This is a genomic window from Psychrobacter sp. P11G5 (assembly GCF_001593305.1).
Lineage (GTDB): Bacteria > Pseudomonadota > Gammaproteobacteria > Pseudomonadales > Moraxellaceae > Psychrobacter.
Genome location: NZ_CP012533.1, coordinates 926,905 through 945,189, shown reverse-complemented (window position 1 = coordinate 945,189; position 18,285 = coordinate 926,905). Strand labels below are relative to the sequence as shown.

Genomic DNA, 18,285 nt, shown 5'->3' with positions numbered 1-18,285 from the left:
ATGAGATGGCAAAACTCAATTTTGATACGAATACTGTAAAAAACAGCTGTGCTAACCAAACGATGGATTGCAGTTTTACATGGTCTATTGCTCAGTACCAATGTTTTGAAAAGCTAACGACAAGCTCAGACAAAACCTCCTCTACAATCCATTTACGAGTAGTACAAGACGGTGAAGCAAGAGCCAGACGGATCGCAGCGGTATATGCCAAATTTTATTTGGAACATAGCGATGTAAATGGTAGTACTAATAAAGATTACAAGGGACGTCATTTTTGGATGGGACTTGGTGCTTTTGCCAGTAAAACCGTGGCTGATGCTCTAAGTCATTGGTCTACTTCAGCAGATGGTGGGGTATTTGGTGTTGAGTATAACTTTAAACTCGGCAACTTTTGGTTATATCAAGACATCGGTGGGTGGCATTTTGAATACAATCAATGTAGTCCAAACTTCTTTGAATGTATTACACAACGTAATTCAAATAATTATATCAAAGAAGTAAAGTCTATGGTCTATGATTCACATGGCGCATACGATGTGTTGCCCAAAATACGCAATCTTGGTGCAAGTCAGTATATTAGACCTGCTTTTAACGCGACTAAAAAATTTGAGAAGCTTGGTTCTACTAAGAAAAATGAAAGAAAAGTACAGCAAAAAATAAATCTTATGCAACTTGCTAACCATGAGCAACGTGAAGTACTACAAAAGATAATTTATCAAAAAAGTAATTTTAAAGCAGGATTAGCGTTGGCTGAAATTGGAAGAGGAAAAATGTCTATTCCCGAACTTCAAATGATATATACCTCTGAAGTAGATACTGATGATCCAGATTTAAAAAATATCGCTCCTGATGACATTAAACTAGCTGATATTACAAAGAGGATGGATTGGATTGAAGATGTTGCTGAACAATTTATTGAACTTATGAACGGTGAGAAAAGAGGTAAAGTTGAAGGAGAAATAGTGAAAATAGCAGGATGGATTAATAAAACTTAGGAATAGCTATGTTTAGACGTCAACTTATCAAAACAGTATTATTAGCAATTTCATTATCACTCTCTACAGTAACCTGTAGTGAAAATAATAAAGGAAATACTATGCCGCCTCATGCTTATGTTTCAGTAGAAGAAAGTCCTGAATCTTTTAAAAAGAATAATGAGGATATCAAACAGTATTGGAGTTTTGACGATAATCCACTCAATATTGGCAGCCTAGGGGTTACTTTTTATAAACTAAGATTCCCTAGTGACAACTATGCTACTGTCACTTTTACTTACCCTAATATTCCGTCGCTTACCATTGAGAATGTTAGTAGCACCTCAGGCTACTTCGATCACGATAAAGCAGAAAGAGGAATACAATCTACTGCTATCCGCTTTTTCATTGAAAATACGCAAGGCAGTTATGGTGTCACTCAGAATGATGCGTATCTCGCCATGCAAAAATTATTTAAACAGTTAGAAGAGCAAGGTTGGCAAAACGATCGCCGTGTCACTAATGCTCGTATATCTGTCCAAGATAGTTATGCTTATGGCACTAGTGAGAATGTCTTATCTAGCTTTCTTAACTATCAATACCCATTAAGTTTTGATCAGTTCAAAAAACTACCTAGCTTGCAATTTTGGGATCTGCGACATGGTACTGATGTGTTCTTAGATATTACTATGCAATACAACTTTGAAGAAGAGATTAACAATTACGCATATATGGTCAGCTTAGATTTTAGCTCTGAAGAAAATTATATTAATAGTTATATCAGTTATGATAATCCAAACGATACTATGGAATCACTCTTTACAAAGGCTTATCCAGATTTACCGCTAGGCAGGTTACAATCAGAAACTGAAGCTTTAGAAATAGGATTAGATATACAACAAGATCAGCCCGACTACACCCTACCCCTTGTGTTAGAGAAGACAGGTATCGACACTGGTAAGTTTGTATCCATCGACCCCTACAAAATAACTTACGAAGAGTTTATAAAGCGTCAGGAAGCTGGCGAAGACATGGCGCCTTACTACGAGAACCAGCCTACAGCTAAACCTGAAATGACCAGTCAAGCTCGAGGACGTTGTCCAGCAAATCAGCCCTGCCCTAAATCAGGCTACTGGTTTACCTTAGCTAAAGAGAATAGCCGAGCTTACTTTAAACAAGGTGATATTATGCCTGATTACCCTAACAACCAATGGGGCGAGGTAATCTGGCAGTTTGATGGTAACAAAGGATGATTTAGTCTACTCTTTTATTCGCGCCACCTTCGGGTGGTTTTTATCGTTCATAAAACAATATTAGCTATGCTGAAGAAACCCAACTGGCAACGGGACTTGGTCGTAATACAAAAGACCATAAAGCGATTAAGACGCAGCTAGAAAATATCGTCTCAGAACAAGAAAACAAGACCCCTCAAACCAAGCCATACACTCTGCTCGGTAGTCCGTCGGACAGCAGCTATGTCACTTTTATTCAACGCTATATAAGTTTGCTATTTGATTTAACCACCTCCGGTTGGTTTTTCTGTTCTTAGTAGGATAATAAGTAACTAAAACTTAGAGAGTTGAGTTCAAGATAAACCTTTAATTATTGCCTAATGTAACAGCCTTGACTACGACCACCCTCTGCAACTATCTGATCTTACCGCTAGCCCTGAGTGTAGCGGATATCCTTGGCTCATCACAGGATTGCAGGCACTTAGACTGAGGCATTATCGCCGAGCAGGAACGGCTCAGGCTTTAGTGCCTGCTCCTGTGGACAGTCAAGATAGCAGCGAAAAGCAGGAATGGCTACCGTATATTTAGCTATGAAACGATGATGCCATTTTCTGCAGGCCAAACAAGCATTATTAGCCAGTCTCAGAATTAGTAAGTCTCAAAAACCACCAACCGACAAATTCTAACAAACCTGCACCCTCAATCAAAAATACTGCATCTCCAGTCATTTTATTTCTTAAAGTATTGTCTATAGTTAAATGACTATATTTATCTTTTTAGCTATAGAGATATTGTAGGAATAACGGCTTTTTACAGGACATAAAAGGCATGGTGTGAGTACTGTCAACGAAGCAAAAGTCTTTGCCGCTAACTATGTTTAGCCGATAGGCGATTATGACGACGGTACAACCAATAGACTATCATAAGGAGTGTGATATGGCGGGTGTAATACAACCAAAGAATAAAGGGCATGACATTTCTGCCACCCCTTCTGATCCTAACCAAGAGTTGGTGTCAAACGAAGATCGAGCTACCAAAGGCTCTTTAACTATGGCGTGGTGGGGCGTTTGTAGCGCCATGTTCTATCTGGTCATTGGTATTGCGATGGCAGAGAATTATGGGACCAAAAACGCGATTATTGGCTTATTGATAAGCTGCGTCGCTTACGGAATCATCAATGGAATCATCACTCGTTATGCCATTCGTACAGGCATGTCAGTGGCTTTGTTTTCTCGCGTATTATTCGGTCATAAAGGCGCAGCTTTAGCGACACTCATATTTTTTGCCACGGCTATGTATTATGCGGTATTTGAAGGCTCTGTCATTGCCGTCACCTTTAGCCAAACTTACCCCTCTATCCCTTACTGGATCGCCGCTTTAATCGTGGTGGCTTATAGTGTGCCTATGATTATGGGCAGTGTACAAAACTGGCTAGACAAACTAAATGGTGTGCTCTTGCCGTTTTACATTATCGGACTCATCGCAGCAGTCGTTATGGCGACCAATGAGTATGGTTATAGTAGTGCTTGGCTGTCTTTAGGACCTAAAGAAGCACTGCCTTTTGGCTGGTGGAACGTTGCCGTATATTACATGGGCATATGGGTATTGATGATGTATACCTTTGATTATGCGCGTTATGGCAAGCAAGAAGACAGTAAATTCTTATCTTGGTTCAATTTCGGTATCCCCTTCTATCTCGTCGCTTTTTTCTTAAGCGGATTAGCAGGGATTTATTTAGTGAGCACTATTCCATTAGAAGGCGCGTTATCGGAAGTGTCCATCACTTTAGGACTGGTAAAATTAATGGGTGTGTTCGGCCTCATCTTTGTGGTCATTACTCAAACTCGTATTAATACCGCTAACTACTTATTAGCAACGACCAATTTACAAGCCTTCCTTAAAGATACCATCAATATTCAAATTCCAAAATTTGTTGGTGCATTGTTGATTGGTACTTTTATTTTCGTTCTCATGCTACTCGATGTATTTGCCTATCTGTTACAAGCGCTTGCTTATCAAGGCGTGTTTGTGGTGGCTTGGGTGGCTATTGCCCTTACCCACATTCTCTATCCTAAACGTGAAGATATCTTTGGTGCTGTTCCCGTCATCGACCCGCAGCGCTTGCCAGCATTTGATAAGTCAGGATTAGTCGCTTGGATAGCAGCCTCAATCGTCGGAATCGTGCTTATGAATTTAGGTGGTAGCTGGGTCAATTGGTATGCGACCTTGACCTTTATTACAGCGACTGTCCTGTACGCGATATTGATGCCCAAAACTCAGCAACACGTTTTGCAACTCTCACCAAAAACAACGACTGGCTAAATAAATGAGATAAAAAGTGCGCTCACAGTCAAATACTGTACCTGCACAATCCATTTATTTACAGTGCGCGTTGCTATAGTAAAGTCAGTGCGATAATAAGATTACAAGGAGTGAATCATGAATCAAGCTACAAACACCTCGACCACCGCTTCAACTACGACCCTCGATCCTATCACCTTATCTGTTGTCCGCGGCGCATTAGAAACCGCGCAGCGCGAGATGACACTTACCTTAGAAAAAACAGCACGCTCTAGTGTGTTTAACCTAGCGCATGATTATAGTAACGCGCTGTTTGATCATCTACCTGAGATGATACTGCAAGGTCAAGATATCCCTATTCATTTAGGCTCATTGATGCCAGCCATGAAAGCGGTGGCAGGATTTTATGGTGACGACATTCACGAAGGCGATATTATTTATCATAATGATCCTGTCGTCATGGGCAGTCATATTTTAGATTGCTGTATGTATAAGCCCGTATTTTATGAAGGTGAGCTAGTATTTTGGACGGTATGTAAAGGTCATGTCACCGATATTGGTGGCCCTGTCCCTGCTGGTTATAATCCAGACGCTAAAGAGATTTATGCCGAAGGCTTACGCATTCCACCCATCAAAATATGGGAAAAAGGCGTTAGACGTGATGACGTTATTAACCTGATTCATAGCAATATGCGTTCACGTCGAAATCAAGAAGGCGATTTGAATGCCCAGTACGGTGCTTGCGCGGTTGGTGAGCGCAACATGATTGCGTTGCTAGACAAATATGGCGTAGAGACGGTTCGTGCAGCGATCGAAGAGCTGAAAAACATGGCTGATAAGCATATGCGCTCGCTCATCGAATCGCTGAATGATGGTGAGTATCATGGCGAGGCCGTTCTGGAAGATTCAGGGCATGGTCTTGGCGATTTGACTATCAGTGCAGACATTACTATCAAGGGTAGCGATGTACATATCAAGATAGATAGCCCGCCACAAGTGCCTTATTTTATCAACTCTTATGCCGGCAACTCAATGTCAGGCGTCCTACTCGGCCTCATGATGTTCGCACAAGTAGACCCTCCTTATAACGAAGGTCTGTATCGCTGCGTCACGGTAGATTTAGGCGAGCATGGCACGCTATGTAATGCAAAGGAACCCGCGCCTCATGTGAATTGTACCACCACACCAATGGAGACACTGACAGATGCAGTTCGTAAAGCGTTAGAGGACGCCGCACCTGAGCGCGTAACGGCATCGTGGGGACATTCATCAGGAGTCAACATCGCCGGTATTGATCCAAAAACGGGTGAGCAATATGTCACCATGGTACTCGCGTCAATTATTTCAGGTGCAGGAGCGACTCAACAAATGGATGGCTGGCATGCTTGCGGGCCTTTATGTTGCTTTGGCGCATTAAGTTCAGGCGATATCGAGTTATTAGAATACCAATACCCTATCGTCATTCATAAGTATGGATTGGCAGAAGACAGTGGCGGTGCGGGGCGATTGCGGGGCGGCTGCGGTACGGTCTGGGAAGTTGAACCACTCGATCATACCATGACGGTTGTTGCCTTCGGTGAAGGACGTCATATCCCAACCATGGGTGCAGGCGGTGCTGAGCAAATCTCACCAGAGCTCAAATTAGGTAAGCTAGAAGTGTTCCGTGAAGGCGGCCAGACTGATTTACATCTTCATAATACTGTGATTGAGATAAAGGCTGGAGAACGCGCGCGTAATACCAATCCTGGTGGCGGTGGTTTTGGCAGCTCCTTTGAGCGTGAGCCTGAAGCGGTGCTACGTGACGTTATAGAAGGCATTGTCTCTATAAATGCTGCTGCCAAGGAGTACGGTGTCGTTATCGATAGCGAGACCTTGCAACTAGATGAAAAAGCCACTAAAGCCTTACGTGCAGAAGCGGCTTAGTTAGTACAGGGATGTATTGACTCTACATATAATATAAAGAAGTTTAAGGATGACTTATGAGTTATGAATTTCGTTTAGGCGTAGATGCTGGTGGTACTTTTACCGATTTCGTGTTGGCTGAAAAAGGCGGAGACATACATCTGTTTAAAGCCCCTTCTACCCCAGAAGATGGTACTAAAGCGATTGCTAACGGACTGCAACAAATTTCAGAGAAGTTTAATCGCTCAATCACAGATATTATCCAAGCTTGTGACTTATGTATTAACGGTACCACTGTCGCCCTAAATGCTCTGATTCAAATGAAAGGCGTGAAGGTAGGATTACTCTGTACTAAGGGACATGAAGACAGTATCGAAATTCGTTTGGGTCATAAAGAAGAAGGCCACCGTTATGATGCCAGCTATCCCCCAGCGCCGCAGATAGCACCGCGAGATTTGCGCTTCCCTATTCGCGGACGGATACTTGCCGATGGGACAGAGCGTGAAGAGCTTAATGAAGACGATATTCTAGCAGCCATAGAAGAGCTTAAACGCCAAAATATCAAAAGTGTGGCCATCTCTTTTGTGTGGTCAATACGCGATACTAAGCACGAACAGCGCGCAAAAGAGCTGGTACAGCAGCACATGCCTGATGCATTTGTATGCTGCGGCAGTGAGGTCTATCCGCAGATTAAAGAATATACGCGTACCTCGACGACCCTAGTTAATGCTTATTTGAGTCCGATCATGTCATCTTATGTCTATAAGATTGATGACTACTTCAAACAGCTGGGCGCTGATCAACCGGTACGTTACTTCCAATCTAATGGCGGTCTTGCATTGGGCGAAGTGATGAAGGAGCGTGCGGTTAACGCCATTAACTCAGGACCTGCTTCTGCCCCGCAAGCTGGATTGTATATCGCTGAACCTTTCGGTATCAATAATGTGATTACTGTCGATATGGGTGGTACCTCGTTTGATATTACGTTAGCAAAAGACGGCAAAACCAGTCTGAATCGTGATATTGATTTTTTACGAAATCGTATTGGCGTACCTATGATTCATGTCGAAACCTTAGGTGCAGGTGGTGGCTCTATCGGCCATATCAATACCTTTGGCATGCTAGAGGTAGGACCACAAAGTGCAGGCGCGACCCCAGGTCCTGCGTGTTATGGTAAAGGTGGCACGCTACCGACGGTCACCGATGCCAACTTGATTCTGGGTTATCTGCGTCCTGGCGCGGTATTAGGCGGTATTGTCACCTTAGATGAAGACAAAGCAAGGGCTGCTATCGAAGAGCATATCGCTCGCCCATTAGATATTGATTTGCCGCATGCGGCTTATGGCATCAGCACTATTGTCAATCAAAATATGGCCAATGGTATTCGCCGCATCACTATCGAAAAAGGCTATGACCCTCGCGACTTTGCCTTAGTCTGTGCAGGCGGTGCTGCTGGTATGCACATTATTCCTTTAGCAGAAGAGATGGGCATCAATACCATACTTGTGCCCAAGTCAGCCTCTTGCCTATGTGCTTTTGGCCAGATTATCTCTGATGTCAAATACTCATATCTAGCCACTCAGATTATGATTATGTCTGCAGATGCTAACCTTGAATCTTTGAATGCCACTCTTACAAGGCTAGAGAAAGATGGTATTGAAAAGCTTAAAGAGGACGGATTTAGTGACGACGATATAGAAGTTGAACGCGCTATGGAGATGCGCTATGTTGGACAAGTCCATGAATGCAATGTCATCGTGCCAAACGGCAACATAGATAGTAATGCTGCCGCAGATATCCTACAAGCCTTTCATAAGCGTCATAAAGAATTATATACTTATGATGAACGAGACAGTGCTGTAGAGCTTGTCAATGTAGAAGTTTCAATCATTGGTAAAGTGGTTAAACCTGAGCTACCGACGCTAGATGCTCAAGTTGGATCTGTAGAAAGTGCTAAAGTGGATGAGCGCCAGATGATACATGATCATACTTACCAGTGGATTCAAACGCCTATTTATGATGGCAACAAATTGGGCGCAGGAGCAGTCGTTACTGGTCCAGCTTTGATTGAAGAGCCAACCACAACTATTGTGATTAAACCTAATTGGCAAGCTGATTTGCATCAATCTGGAACATATAAGTTGAGTAAAATTTAATAATGTGAATATAATACTCTTTATAGGTATTAGTTAAACCTTCGCCTTTCTCTCTTTATGGGAGAAGGGTATTTATCGTTTTTATTAAGACAAACATGAAAAACAAGATAAATTTGAAAAACAAGTGGAGAAAGAATAAAGAGCTGTAAATTCATTGCCAAGCATTTAAGGATGAATGCAAATGGAACCTAGTCAAGTAATAAACAAAGAACACGATGAGCACACTGGTTTTGAGAAAATTAGTAGCACTCAGGGGCTTCAATCAGAAAGTAAACCGCTGCTCAATGCAAACGGTTGGCAACGTGTTGTTAATGAAACCTATTTTGACTTAAAAGTACAAGTCAAAAGACCCAATCAGTTCACTGGACAAATTCAACAAGCAGTTTTGGATCAAATGGGTATCTCAGACTATGTTGCTGATTCTGTCCATTATCAGCGTAGTGGTCAGGATTTATCCAAGGCCAGCGATAGTATTTTGCTGACGTTTCCACTCAATGGCTCAGTATGTTTCCAACAACAAAAACGGCAGTTAACTTGTCACCCAGGTCAATTCTTTATCGAGCTGTCTCACGAACCTTATCAATTTTACCATTCTGAAACTGTAAAGCTACAAGTCCTCAAAGTGCCTATCGCCAAGTTAGAAAACCACCAGCGTTTAATAGAGCAATATTTTGCCCAGCCTATCACTACTGAAAAAGGCTCTGGCAGACTACTTAATCATCAAATCAATCATGCCCTGCACTTAGCCACTAATTTTGAATTATCATCTGTAGAGTCGCAATTATTAGAGCAACAACTACTAGATTTAATCATACATACTTTGCACCGTCCTACCCTATCTCTAGCAGACAGCCAAGTCTCAACGATAAAAGCAGCTCACTTGCAACGTATCGAAAATTTTATACATTTTAACTTGGCCAACCCCCAGATTTCTCCCAAGCTAGTTTCACAATCCTGTCATATCTCTGAGCGCTATATACATCTTTTATTTCAAGACCTGCCTTACTCGTTTTCGGAATGGGTCAAACTAACCAGACTGCTAGCCGCCAACAAGCTATTGACTAAAGCTAATTGTAGCTCTGTTGCAGAAGTTGGCTATCAGGTTGGCTTTACCGATCAAAGTTATTTCTCGCGTATCTACAAAAAACACTTCGGCTTCCCGCCCAAAGATACGCCTTCGACTCACTGTAAGCCTCACTAAATGGCTTACATAGCGTAAAAATGAAAACAATTTATCCGTTTCATCATTGTTCTTCAAATAAGAACTTTGATTTGTGATTATGGCTATTTATCTACTTCTAAATAACTAATAAACTGTAATGACAGTATAACGGTAAGATTGATAACGGTAAGATTAATTAAGATAGAGACGAACGCTTTGCCATAACTACAAAATCATAAGAATACAGTCCCTCTTTGCATACCTTTTTTAATAGATACTCAAGCTGAACTATCACCTATCTTTATCAATCCTCGTTATAGTCGTTTTTAATTCGAACTTAAATTAAAAATTAATACTTAAATCAAAATAAATGGGAGATCGGTATGGGCTTATTAGTCGATGGCAAATGGCAGGACAAATGGTACGATACCGACGCTAGTGGTGGTCATTTTAAACGTGAAGAGTCAGGCTTTAGAAATTGGATTACTAAAGATGGTAGCGCAGGACCAACAGGTGTAGGCGGCTTCAAAGCCGAGCCTAATCGCTATCATTTATATGTGTCTTTGGCCTGCCCTTGGGCACATCGTACGACCATTTATCGTAAGCTCAAAGGTTTGGAAGATATGATTTCACTATCTGTCGTTCATCCTTATATGGGTGATCACGGCTGGACGTTTGCAGATGGCGCTGGAGTAATTGCTGACCCTATCTCGCACGCTAACTACGCTTATGAGATATACACTAGGGCAAAATCAGATTATACAGGACGCGTCACCGTTCCTATCCTATGGGACAAAAAAACCAACACTATCGTCAGTAATGAGTCATCCGAAATCATTCGTATGTTCAATTCAGCCTTCGATGAGGTTGGTGCGCTATCAGGTAACTTTATACCGTCAGAGCTATTAGCGCAGATCGACGAGATTAATGAATTTGTATATTCTGCTGTCAATAATGGGGTTTACAAATCTGGCTTTGCAACCACGCAAGAAGCTTACGAAGAAGCCGTTAATGAGCTATTTGATGCGCTAGATGTACTAGAGAAGCGTTTGAAAGACCAGCGTTATTTGGTCGGTAATACCATTACTGAAGCTGATTGGCGTTTTTTTACCACGCTTGTGCGTTTCGATGCCGTTTATGTAGGTCATTTTAAATGTAACCTGCGCCGTATCGTCGACTACCCTAGCCTTTGGGGCTACCTGCGAGACTTATACCAAGTACTGGGTATAGCCGAGACCGTAAATATGGATCATATCAAGGGCCATTATTACACCAGTCATGCCAATATTAATCCAACTGGCATCGTACCTGTCGGTCCTTATATTGACTTTAATACGCCACATGGTCGCGAGCAGTTATCATAAATAGACAAGCGATGATAACAAGATACAGGACTACTGGTATGAATTTTTAGCAGCATCTATCTGCGTAGGCACAGCAAGCCAGAAAAATTTATACCAGTTTCGTGTTATCAAATAACGTATCCATTTTATTTAGTATCGACTATAGTAAATAGATGAGCATTCGCATACTAAAAAGGCTGCCTAAGATTATTCTCATAATCATGGACAGCCTCTTTTTTTAAAGTTTAAACGTAGTTTTATTAGTGTCTTTGAGTGACATCCAAATCACTTGAATAGGCAAATAAGGCAGGCGCACCGCCAGTATGCCAAAATAAAACACGGTCGGTTTTCTTAATTTTTCCCGTACGAATCATATCTATGAGCCCGCCCATCGCACGACCCGTATAAACAGGATCTAATAATATTCCCTCTGTTTGCGCCGTCAACTCAATGGCTTCATTTTCGAGTGTGCCAACCACTCCATAACCCTCGCCAACATAATCAGAATTAAGAATTAAATCAGACTCTGAAAACTCGTAATCTGCATTGATGAGTTTTGCCGTACTGTTAGCAAGAGAGATAGTATATTGATCAAATGGCACTTTATCGGTTTCGCCTTTATCAATGTTGATACCTACTATCTTATAAGGCGAGTTGAATATTCTATTACCAAGCATTAAGCCTGCTTGTGTGCCACCAGAGCTGGAGGCAAAGACGATATGAGTAAATGTTTCGTTGATGCTTTCACGTTGCGACTCTAGCTCTTTAAAGGCTTCTACAAATGCTAAAGTACCTAGCTCGCTTGAGCCACCATAAGGCACCACATAGACATTCCTGCCTGCTTTGGTTAATTGCTCAACGATTTTAGGAATGTCTTCACCTTTACGGTTGGCTCCTGCCCAATGAATATGACAACCGAATATTTTATCCAGCAACAGATTGCCACTTACTTGCTCAGGCTCTTCTCCTCCTAACACTAAGTGACATTCAAGACCCAAGCTCGCTGCAGCGGCTGCCGTTTGGCGACAATGGTTTGATTGTGCAGCACCTGCGGTAATAATCGTATCTGCGCCTTTGGCAAGCGCATCACCGATGATAAACTCAAGCTTGCGGGTTTTGTTACCGCCTAGTGCTAGTCCTGTATTGTCATCTCTTTTCATGAAAATCTTAGGGCCAGCAAGCTCTTTGCTTAATCTGGTGAGTTCAATTAATGGTGTTGGGAAAAACCCTAGCGACTGTCTAGCTATATTGTTATATTCCATGTTTTGTCCATTTTATAATAAGAAAATTATGGATGATGTTAAACCTTATCCATTGATAATAGTTATTCATAGGTTGTTATTTAACTTATATTAATAGCACACTACCAAAAGTAGTAAAAGAAGCTATTTTTAAATCTTGCCTAGATATTTGGCATATTAACGACTTATTCATAAAACTCTTGGTGTTATTAAATAAATTAACAGACAAAAAAACCCCAAGTAAACGAATACTTGAGGTTTTTGTGCTTGTGAAAACTACTACTTGATATCAGCATCCGTCAAATCTAATACTGTTTTAATATCATTCATCATTGACAAGGTATCAGGGTTCTTGTCTTCTGATTTATCGCCAACCACATAATAAACCAATTTGAAGGCGTCGATGCGTTCTGGCTTGGTTCTTATTAGTGTGCTTAATGACTTGATAGAGGCATCTTCAGCAAAACGAACGATAAGCGTCTGAGTATGTATCATAGCCGCCAAATCAGTGTGCGACAAGTGAGTAAAAGGTTCTTGCTCAGTAAGCACTTCGGTCAAACGCATCAGCTGGTCACGGTCTATGTTATTATCAGCAACAATATTGCATAAGATCATCATACGCACAACCGCCTCATTAAAACCACCTTCAGCGATTTTGGTCAGTGCCTCCTCTACCTTTGGCAATTCATGCAATTCGTCTTTATTCAAAAGACGGCGTGAGCCTACTGATTCTCCATACTCACGAAACCAAGGCATTGACCAAATGCCAAAGAACATACTCTCTGTATACCTACCTTGCCAATCTCTCCAAAAGTCTAGCGTCACTCTAACACTATCCATAAACATTTTTTCTACTTGCAAGAAAAGGTTATCCTGCTGCATAGATTCAATAGCTGGCAGTTTTACTCTGGCATAAACATCAGAAGGCTGATGCGTTTTTTGCGTTTTTTGTGTAGGAACGAAGTCTTCACTTTGTTGATGATCGGTTGTAGTAGTAATTGCTTTACTCAAATTACAGGCAGCTACTGCTAGCGGATTTTTACTACTCCATATGCTTCTTTGCAGTCTCAGTGGGTGCATAGTACGCATAAATTGAGCAGAAGTCTCATTGCTCATAGCCTTCACTAGTGGGCGCAAATTATGCTCATAAGCTTGGGTTTGAGTCATCGAATAGCGATGTACTGCCTTAAATAACTCTTCATCCGTTCGATTATCCCCTATCGCCTGACTTAAATCTTCAAAAGTACGACGCTTCAAATCAACGGTAAACGTTTTTTCTTGCCCAGATCCTTCAATACGGTCAATATCCAACTCATAGAGTCCAGGAGGTAAAACTTCGATCATATCCATTATCGAGGCAATACCTGTATGTTCATGGTTGGCTATTTTTGAGCTCACAAAGATACCCAAATGACCTACTTGTTCATGAATCATATAGATGATACGTTGACCGCATACTTCAACATCTCTCTCATCACTATAAGCATCCAAAATCCACGTTAATGCCTGTTGTGGAGGAGTAATATCATCACCACGTGAGGCAAAAGCTATAATCGGTGCTTTGACATTACGCAGGTCAATATTTGTCCCTTTTTCTAGCTGTGCGGTATTGCGAGCAAGACGATTACCAATAAAGATATTTTCTACAATCCACTGAATTTCTTTATCATTCATCAAGAAAAATCCACCCCACCAGCGTTCAAAATCAAGAAAGCGCTGACGATTAGCCTGTGGGTTTTTGTATAAGTCGTAATATTTTCCCACATAGTTGCGATAGGGGGTCATTTTTTCAAAATTATCGACCAGTGCTGCCCCATCGAACACCCCGTTATTCATATCAGCACTAAGCATGGATAGCCAAGTGCCACCGTTGACACCTGCTTTGTAACGCATTGGATTGATCCCAACCTCTCCGCTCCAAGCTGAGATAGGCGCACCATTTAAGACGATAGGGCCTTTAATATCTGAATTGGTTGCAGCTAAAATGAGCGCTGCCCATCCACCCTGACAGTTACCAATGATTACTGGTGACTCTGCATTTGGATGTCTCTTTTCTACCTCACGGACAAACTTTCCTTCTGCATAAGTAATATCGGCAATGGTTTGTGTCGGCTCTGGAAGACGCTTAAACGCCACAAAATATACAGGATGCCCCTGATTAAGTGCGACACCGACTTGACTCTCATGTTTAAAGCCGCCGATACCAGCACCATGCCCAGCTCTAGGATCGATAATAATATAAGGGCGTTCATTGTCATTGGTGACAATCCCTTCAGGCGGCTCTATTCTCAGTAAGACATAGTTGCACGGGCGTTCAAACTTGCTTGCATCCATGATTACTTGATAATCATAATCTAAAACCGGTGGACAGCCAGCCAGCTCATGCTCAAGAAAAATATCGCCACGCTCCTTGAGTACATCGACCGTTTGTAAAAATCGTTTACTACTGTCAGTGCTGTAGCTTAACCATTCTTGCCATAGCCTTTTTGGGGTATACGTCTTTTGCCAACTGTTCATGATGGCATTCTTGTCTTGACTCAGTGTCCGTATGTTTTCTTGAATTTGTTGATGATTTTGTTGTAGATGTTTACAAGTAACTTCTATTAGCAAACCAGCACTATCTGTCCTATAGTGATTTTGTAGGTTGAGTTCGTCTAAGGTACTTTCATTTTTGTAAAATTGATGGTTTACCATATCTTGAAAGTTTGGTATCAAACCTGTAGCTCTATGATGTGGGTTGCTACGACTTAACCATACTTCGGCTTTGTCTGGATTTTCAATATTTTCTTCAATAATGTCTGACATAGCTGGTTCCAATTTTGAGTTAACGATCATGTTTTTTCATACATTGTATATATTGATTTTAATACTGAATCTCGATACTGAAATCTTGATACTAAGTCTTAAGTTCAATAGGAGCTGTATACCGCCCCTATTTACTATCCGGTAAAGTTAGCTATTAACCAAAATATAAGAACTGTCAATTAGGTGTTAATCGGGCGTAAAGCTTCATCCGCTCTAACGTGTACATATTCTCCCGGAGCATCACATATTACCTGCCACTCTTTACCTGTGTGCTTCACACCCGGTTGTCTGCTATCTACTTCGCCTGCGCTGTGCTTCTTGATCCACTCTCCCCAATGCAGCCACCAGCTCTTATCCTGTTTTTCTGCTTTGGCATACCATTCATCAGGATCGGCGACATAATCTTCATGTATATAAAAGCCGTATTTTCCCGTTGGCGGGTTAATAATGCCAGCGATATGTCCTGACTCACCGAGTACAAAAGTAACATCTCCACCGAGCACTTGTGTAGACGCGTAGCTCCCTTTCCATTTGGCGATATGATCTTGCAATGTTGCCACGACATAGGTTGGGATAGTCACTTTTGACAAATCAATCTTCACACCGTCATATTCTAGTTCGCCTTTTTTAATCATCTTATTAGCTAGGTACAGCTCACGTAGTACAAAACTGTGCAATGCGGCCGTCACGTTGGTGGCATCAGAGTTCCAATATAAGAGATCAAAAGGAATAGGACGCTCACCTTTTAGGTAATTTTGCACATAATAATTCCAATAAAGGCTGTTTTCACGTAACAGACTAAAGGCGGCGCCCATTAATCGTCCGTCGAATACACCTTGTTGATCTCCTTCTTGTTCAAGAGCACTCACCGTACGTTCATCAATAAATACGCCTAAATCCCCAGGATCGCTAAAGTCAAATATCGTGGCCCAGAAAGTCGCACTGGCGATGCGATCTGCCTGCTCATTTTCAGTTAACCAAGACAGGGTCAACGCCAGTAACATACCACCGATGCAATAACCGATGACGTTGGCATCCGGCTCATCAGTAATCTCTTTAATGACATCTAAAGCAGTCAGCAACCCTTCGTGCATATAGTCTTTCATATCGACGTCTTTATAAGCCCGCGTTGGATTGGCCCACGACATAACAAATACACTATGACCTTCATTAAGTGCCCAACGGATATATGAGTTTTTCTCCTTTAAATCCATGATATAAAACTTATTAATCCATGGCGGTACAATCAATAAAGGGCGTTTATTAACTTTGGCTGTAGTTGGATTATATTGTATCAACTCAAACAACCGATTGCGGAACACCACTTTGCCCGTCGTTGTAGCGATGTTTTCACCCAGCTTAAAAGCATCATTATCAGTCATGCGAATGCTCAGCATTTTAGAGCTTTTTTCCATGTCTTCTGTTAGCTGCTTGAGTCCCCTTACTAGATTCTGTCCCTTTGACTCCATGGTCAATCGCAGTATTTCAGGATTACTCCATAAGAAGTTACTTGGTGCCATTGCATTTAGCCATTGACGAGTAAAAAAGGATAAACGCTGGCGAGTTTTTTCATCAACACCTTCAGTATTATCAATGGTGTCCATCATGCCGTTAACCGTTAGCAGATAACTTTGTTTTAGCAAGTCAAAAACAGGATTGTTGGTCCATTCATCATCTTCAAAGCGTCTATCGCCTTTTTCTGGGGTAACGAGAGGTTGTGGTTGATTTTCTGATCCCTTCATTAGGGTGTTTTGATACAGTTGGAACTGCTGTTTCCACAGATTTGTTTGCTGTTCAATTAACGCAGTGGGGCTTTTGTCTGTGACGCCAGTATTGAACTGCTGCCATCCGTCTATCAAATTAAGCATTAGGGACTGGCTTATATTATCGTCCTGACCGACTCGTTTTAACATTTCGCTAAATAACTTTTGGGTCGATTCGTTAAAGTCACCCGCATCGTTGTCAGTATTTTGATCATTTTGCCATGAGTCTGATTTCTGAGAACCCGCGTTTCCAGTGGCATTCGGCATCATAAAGTTGCCAAAACTCTTCATTGAATCTTGCCATAGCTTCATATTGGCTTCAAATGGATTTGAAGTTTGACCAGATTGATTAAATAAAGATTGGTTGAATTGACTAACTTGGTTTAACTGATCTAAATATTGTTGACCAAAGCCACTAAAATTAAAGGCATCATTAGTGTTGTCTTGGTTATTTTGATTATCTTGTGTATTTGACTCGTGCGATGACTTGTTTGATTGTTCATCGGACTGCTGGTTATCCCTATCGGACTGCTGATTATCCATATCTTTACCCATGTTCCTGTTTATAAACGATATCTAGCTATAAACTACATCTAATTTGTACGAAAGTGCAAGCACAATAACTTTACACTGCTAACACAATAGAAAAAAGATGGGATAGAGCTATCTAACCCACCTTTTAGGTGTGATAATTACATGATATCTCATTATTAACTACTAATAAGATAATTAAATTCATTAGTAATTACAATTACTTATTTGTTGATTTTCCAGTGCTGCTAGTATTACTAGTACCAGTCTTTGCATTTGTCTTAGCATTGGAATTTGTATTAGCATCAGCTTTAGCATCAGCTTTAGCATCAGCTTTAGTATCGGCTTTGGTATCTGCTTGTGTATTTGTGCCGGTAGCAGTTTTTGCAGCCTTTGTGGCTTGCTCACTAAACTGCTCAGCCATCTTATTCATATTTGCTGCGTATTCTTGACCTGTCTTGGTTGCTTGGTCAGCAGTTTTTTGCATATTTTCCTGCATTTTTTCACTGGTTTGACCCTGAACTTCACCCAAAACTTTCATAACGTCATCATGCATATTACTGCCAAGCTCTGTCATGCGCTGAGCATCTGATAGCATTTTTTGACTAATTGTATTAAGCATTTCTGCTTGCTTGCTGCTAAAGTCTTTGGCAGCTTCTGGAGAGTCTATTTCTGAAACTTGACGCATATTCTCTAGACCCATTTCTGCGTAGGTCTTAATAGTATTAAGTGAAAACTCGGTCATCATTTCAGCATTTTTCAAAAAAGCTTGGTTTAGCTTTGTCCAAGGCTCGAACATTTTCTGTGTACTCTCATTGAACTGGTTCACGTAATCTTGCGGGGTCTGTTGTGACATATTATTACTCCGTGTATCG

11 protein-coding genes are annotated in these 18,285 nt (G+C 41.3%); 7 read left to right on the top strand and 4 right to left on the bottom strand.

The window, feature by feature from the left end; all coding sequences use genetic code 11:
* The first annotated feature begins 5 nt into the window (after nt 1-5).
* From AK825_RS04050 to AK825_RS04020, 7 genes are all read left to right on the top strand, one after another.
* Nucleotides 6-995 (top strand): hypothetical protein, encoded by a 990-nt coding sequence (locus AK825_RS04050; protein ID WP_068034872.1) that lies wholly within the window; start codon nt 6-8, stop codon nt 993-995.
* 8 nt (nt 996-1,003) lie between these two features.
* Nucleotides 1,004-2,227: a hypothetical protein gene (locus AK825_RS04045; protein ID WP_068034871.1), complete on the top strand. Its 1,224-nt coding sequence runs from the start codon at nt 1,004-1,006 to the stop codon at nt 2,225-2,227.
* A 915-nt stretch (nt 2,228-3,142) separates the two neighbouring features.
* Complete coding sequence (locus AK825_RS04040; RefSeq protein WP_068034870.1) at nt 3,143-4,528, top strand: allantoin permease; 1,386 nt, start codon at nt 3,143-3,145, stop codon at nt 4,526-4,528.
* 117 nt (nt 4,529-4,645) lie between these two features.
* Nucleotides 4,646-6,430, top strand: a complete 1,785-nt coding sequence (locus AK825_RS04035) for a hydantoinase B/oxoprolinase family protein (RefSeq protein WP_068034869.1) — start codon at nt 4,646-4,648, stop codon at nt 6,428-6,430.
* Nucleotides 6,431-6,486: 56 nt separating this feature from the next.
* Nucleotides 6,487-8,565: a hydantoinase/oxoprolinase family protein gene (locus AK825_RS04030; protein WP_068034868.1), complete on the top strand. Its 2,079-nt coding sequence runs from the start codon at nt 6,487-6,489 to the stop codon at nt 8,563-8,565.
* Between the two features lie 181 nt (nt 8,566-8,746).
* Nucleotides 8,747-9,766, top strand: coding sequence for an AraC family transcriptional regulator (locus tag AK825_RS04025; RefSeq protein ID WP_068034867.1), 1,020 nt, complete (start codon nt 8,747-8,749; stop codon nt 9,764-9,766).
* Between the two features lie 344 nt (nt 9,767-10,110).
* A complete protein-coding gene (locus tag AK825_RS04020) occupies nt 10,111-11,091 on the top strand; it encodes a glutathione S-transferase family protein (protein WP_068034866.1) in 981 nt (326 codons plus the stop codon).
* Between the two features lie 239 nt (nt 11,092-11,330).
* Here AK825_RS04020 and AK825_RS04015 read toward each other — a convergent pair whose 3' ends face one another.
* The 4 genes from AK825_RS04015 to AK825_RS04000 form a co-directional block, all read right to left on the bottom strand.
* Nucleotides 11,331-12,332 carry a D-cysteine desulfhydrase family protein gene (locus AK825_RS04015; RefSeq protein ID WP_068034865.1) on the bottom strand — a complete coding sequence of 334 codons (1,002 nt, stop codon included), beginning with the start codon at nt 12,330-12,332 and terminating at the stop codon, nt 11,331-11,333.
* A 258-nt stretch (nt 12,333-12,590) separates the two neighbouring features.
* A complete protein-coding gene (locus tag AK825_RS04010; RefSeq protein ID WP_158511264.1) occupies nt 12,591-15,116 on the bottom strand; it encodes a DUF3141 domain-containing protein in 2,526 nt (841 codons plus the stop codon).
* Nucleotides 15,117-15,295: 179 nt separating this feature from the next.
* Complete coding sequence (gene phaC, locus AK825_RS04005; protein ID WP_158511263.1) at nt 15,296-17,422, bottom strand: class I poly(R)-hydroxyalkanoic acid synthase; 2,127 nt, start codon at nt 17,420-17,422, stop codon at nt 15,296-15,298.
* Nucleotides 17,423-17,630: 208 nt separating this feature from the next.
* Nucleotides 17,631-18,266, bottom strand: a complete 636-nt coding sequence (locus tag AK825_RS04000; protein WP_158511262.1) for a phasin family protein — start codon at nt 18,264-18,266, stop codon at nt 17,631-17,633.
* Nucleotides 18,267-18,285: the final 19 nt, after the last annotated feature.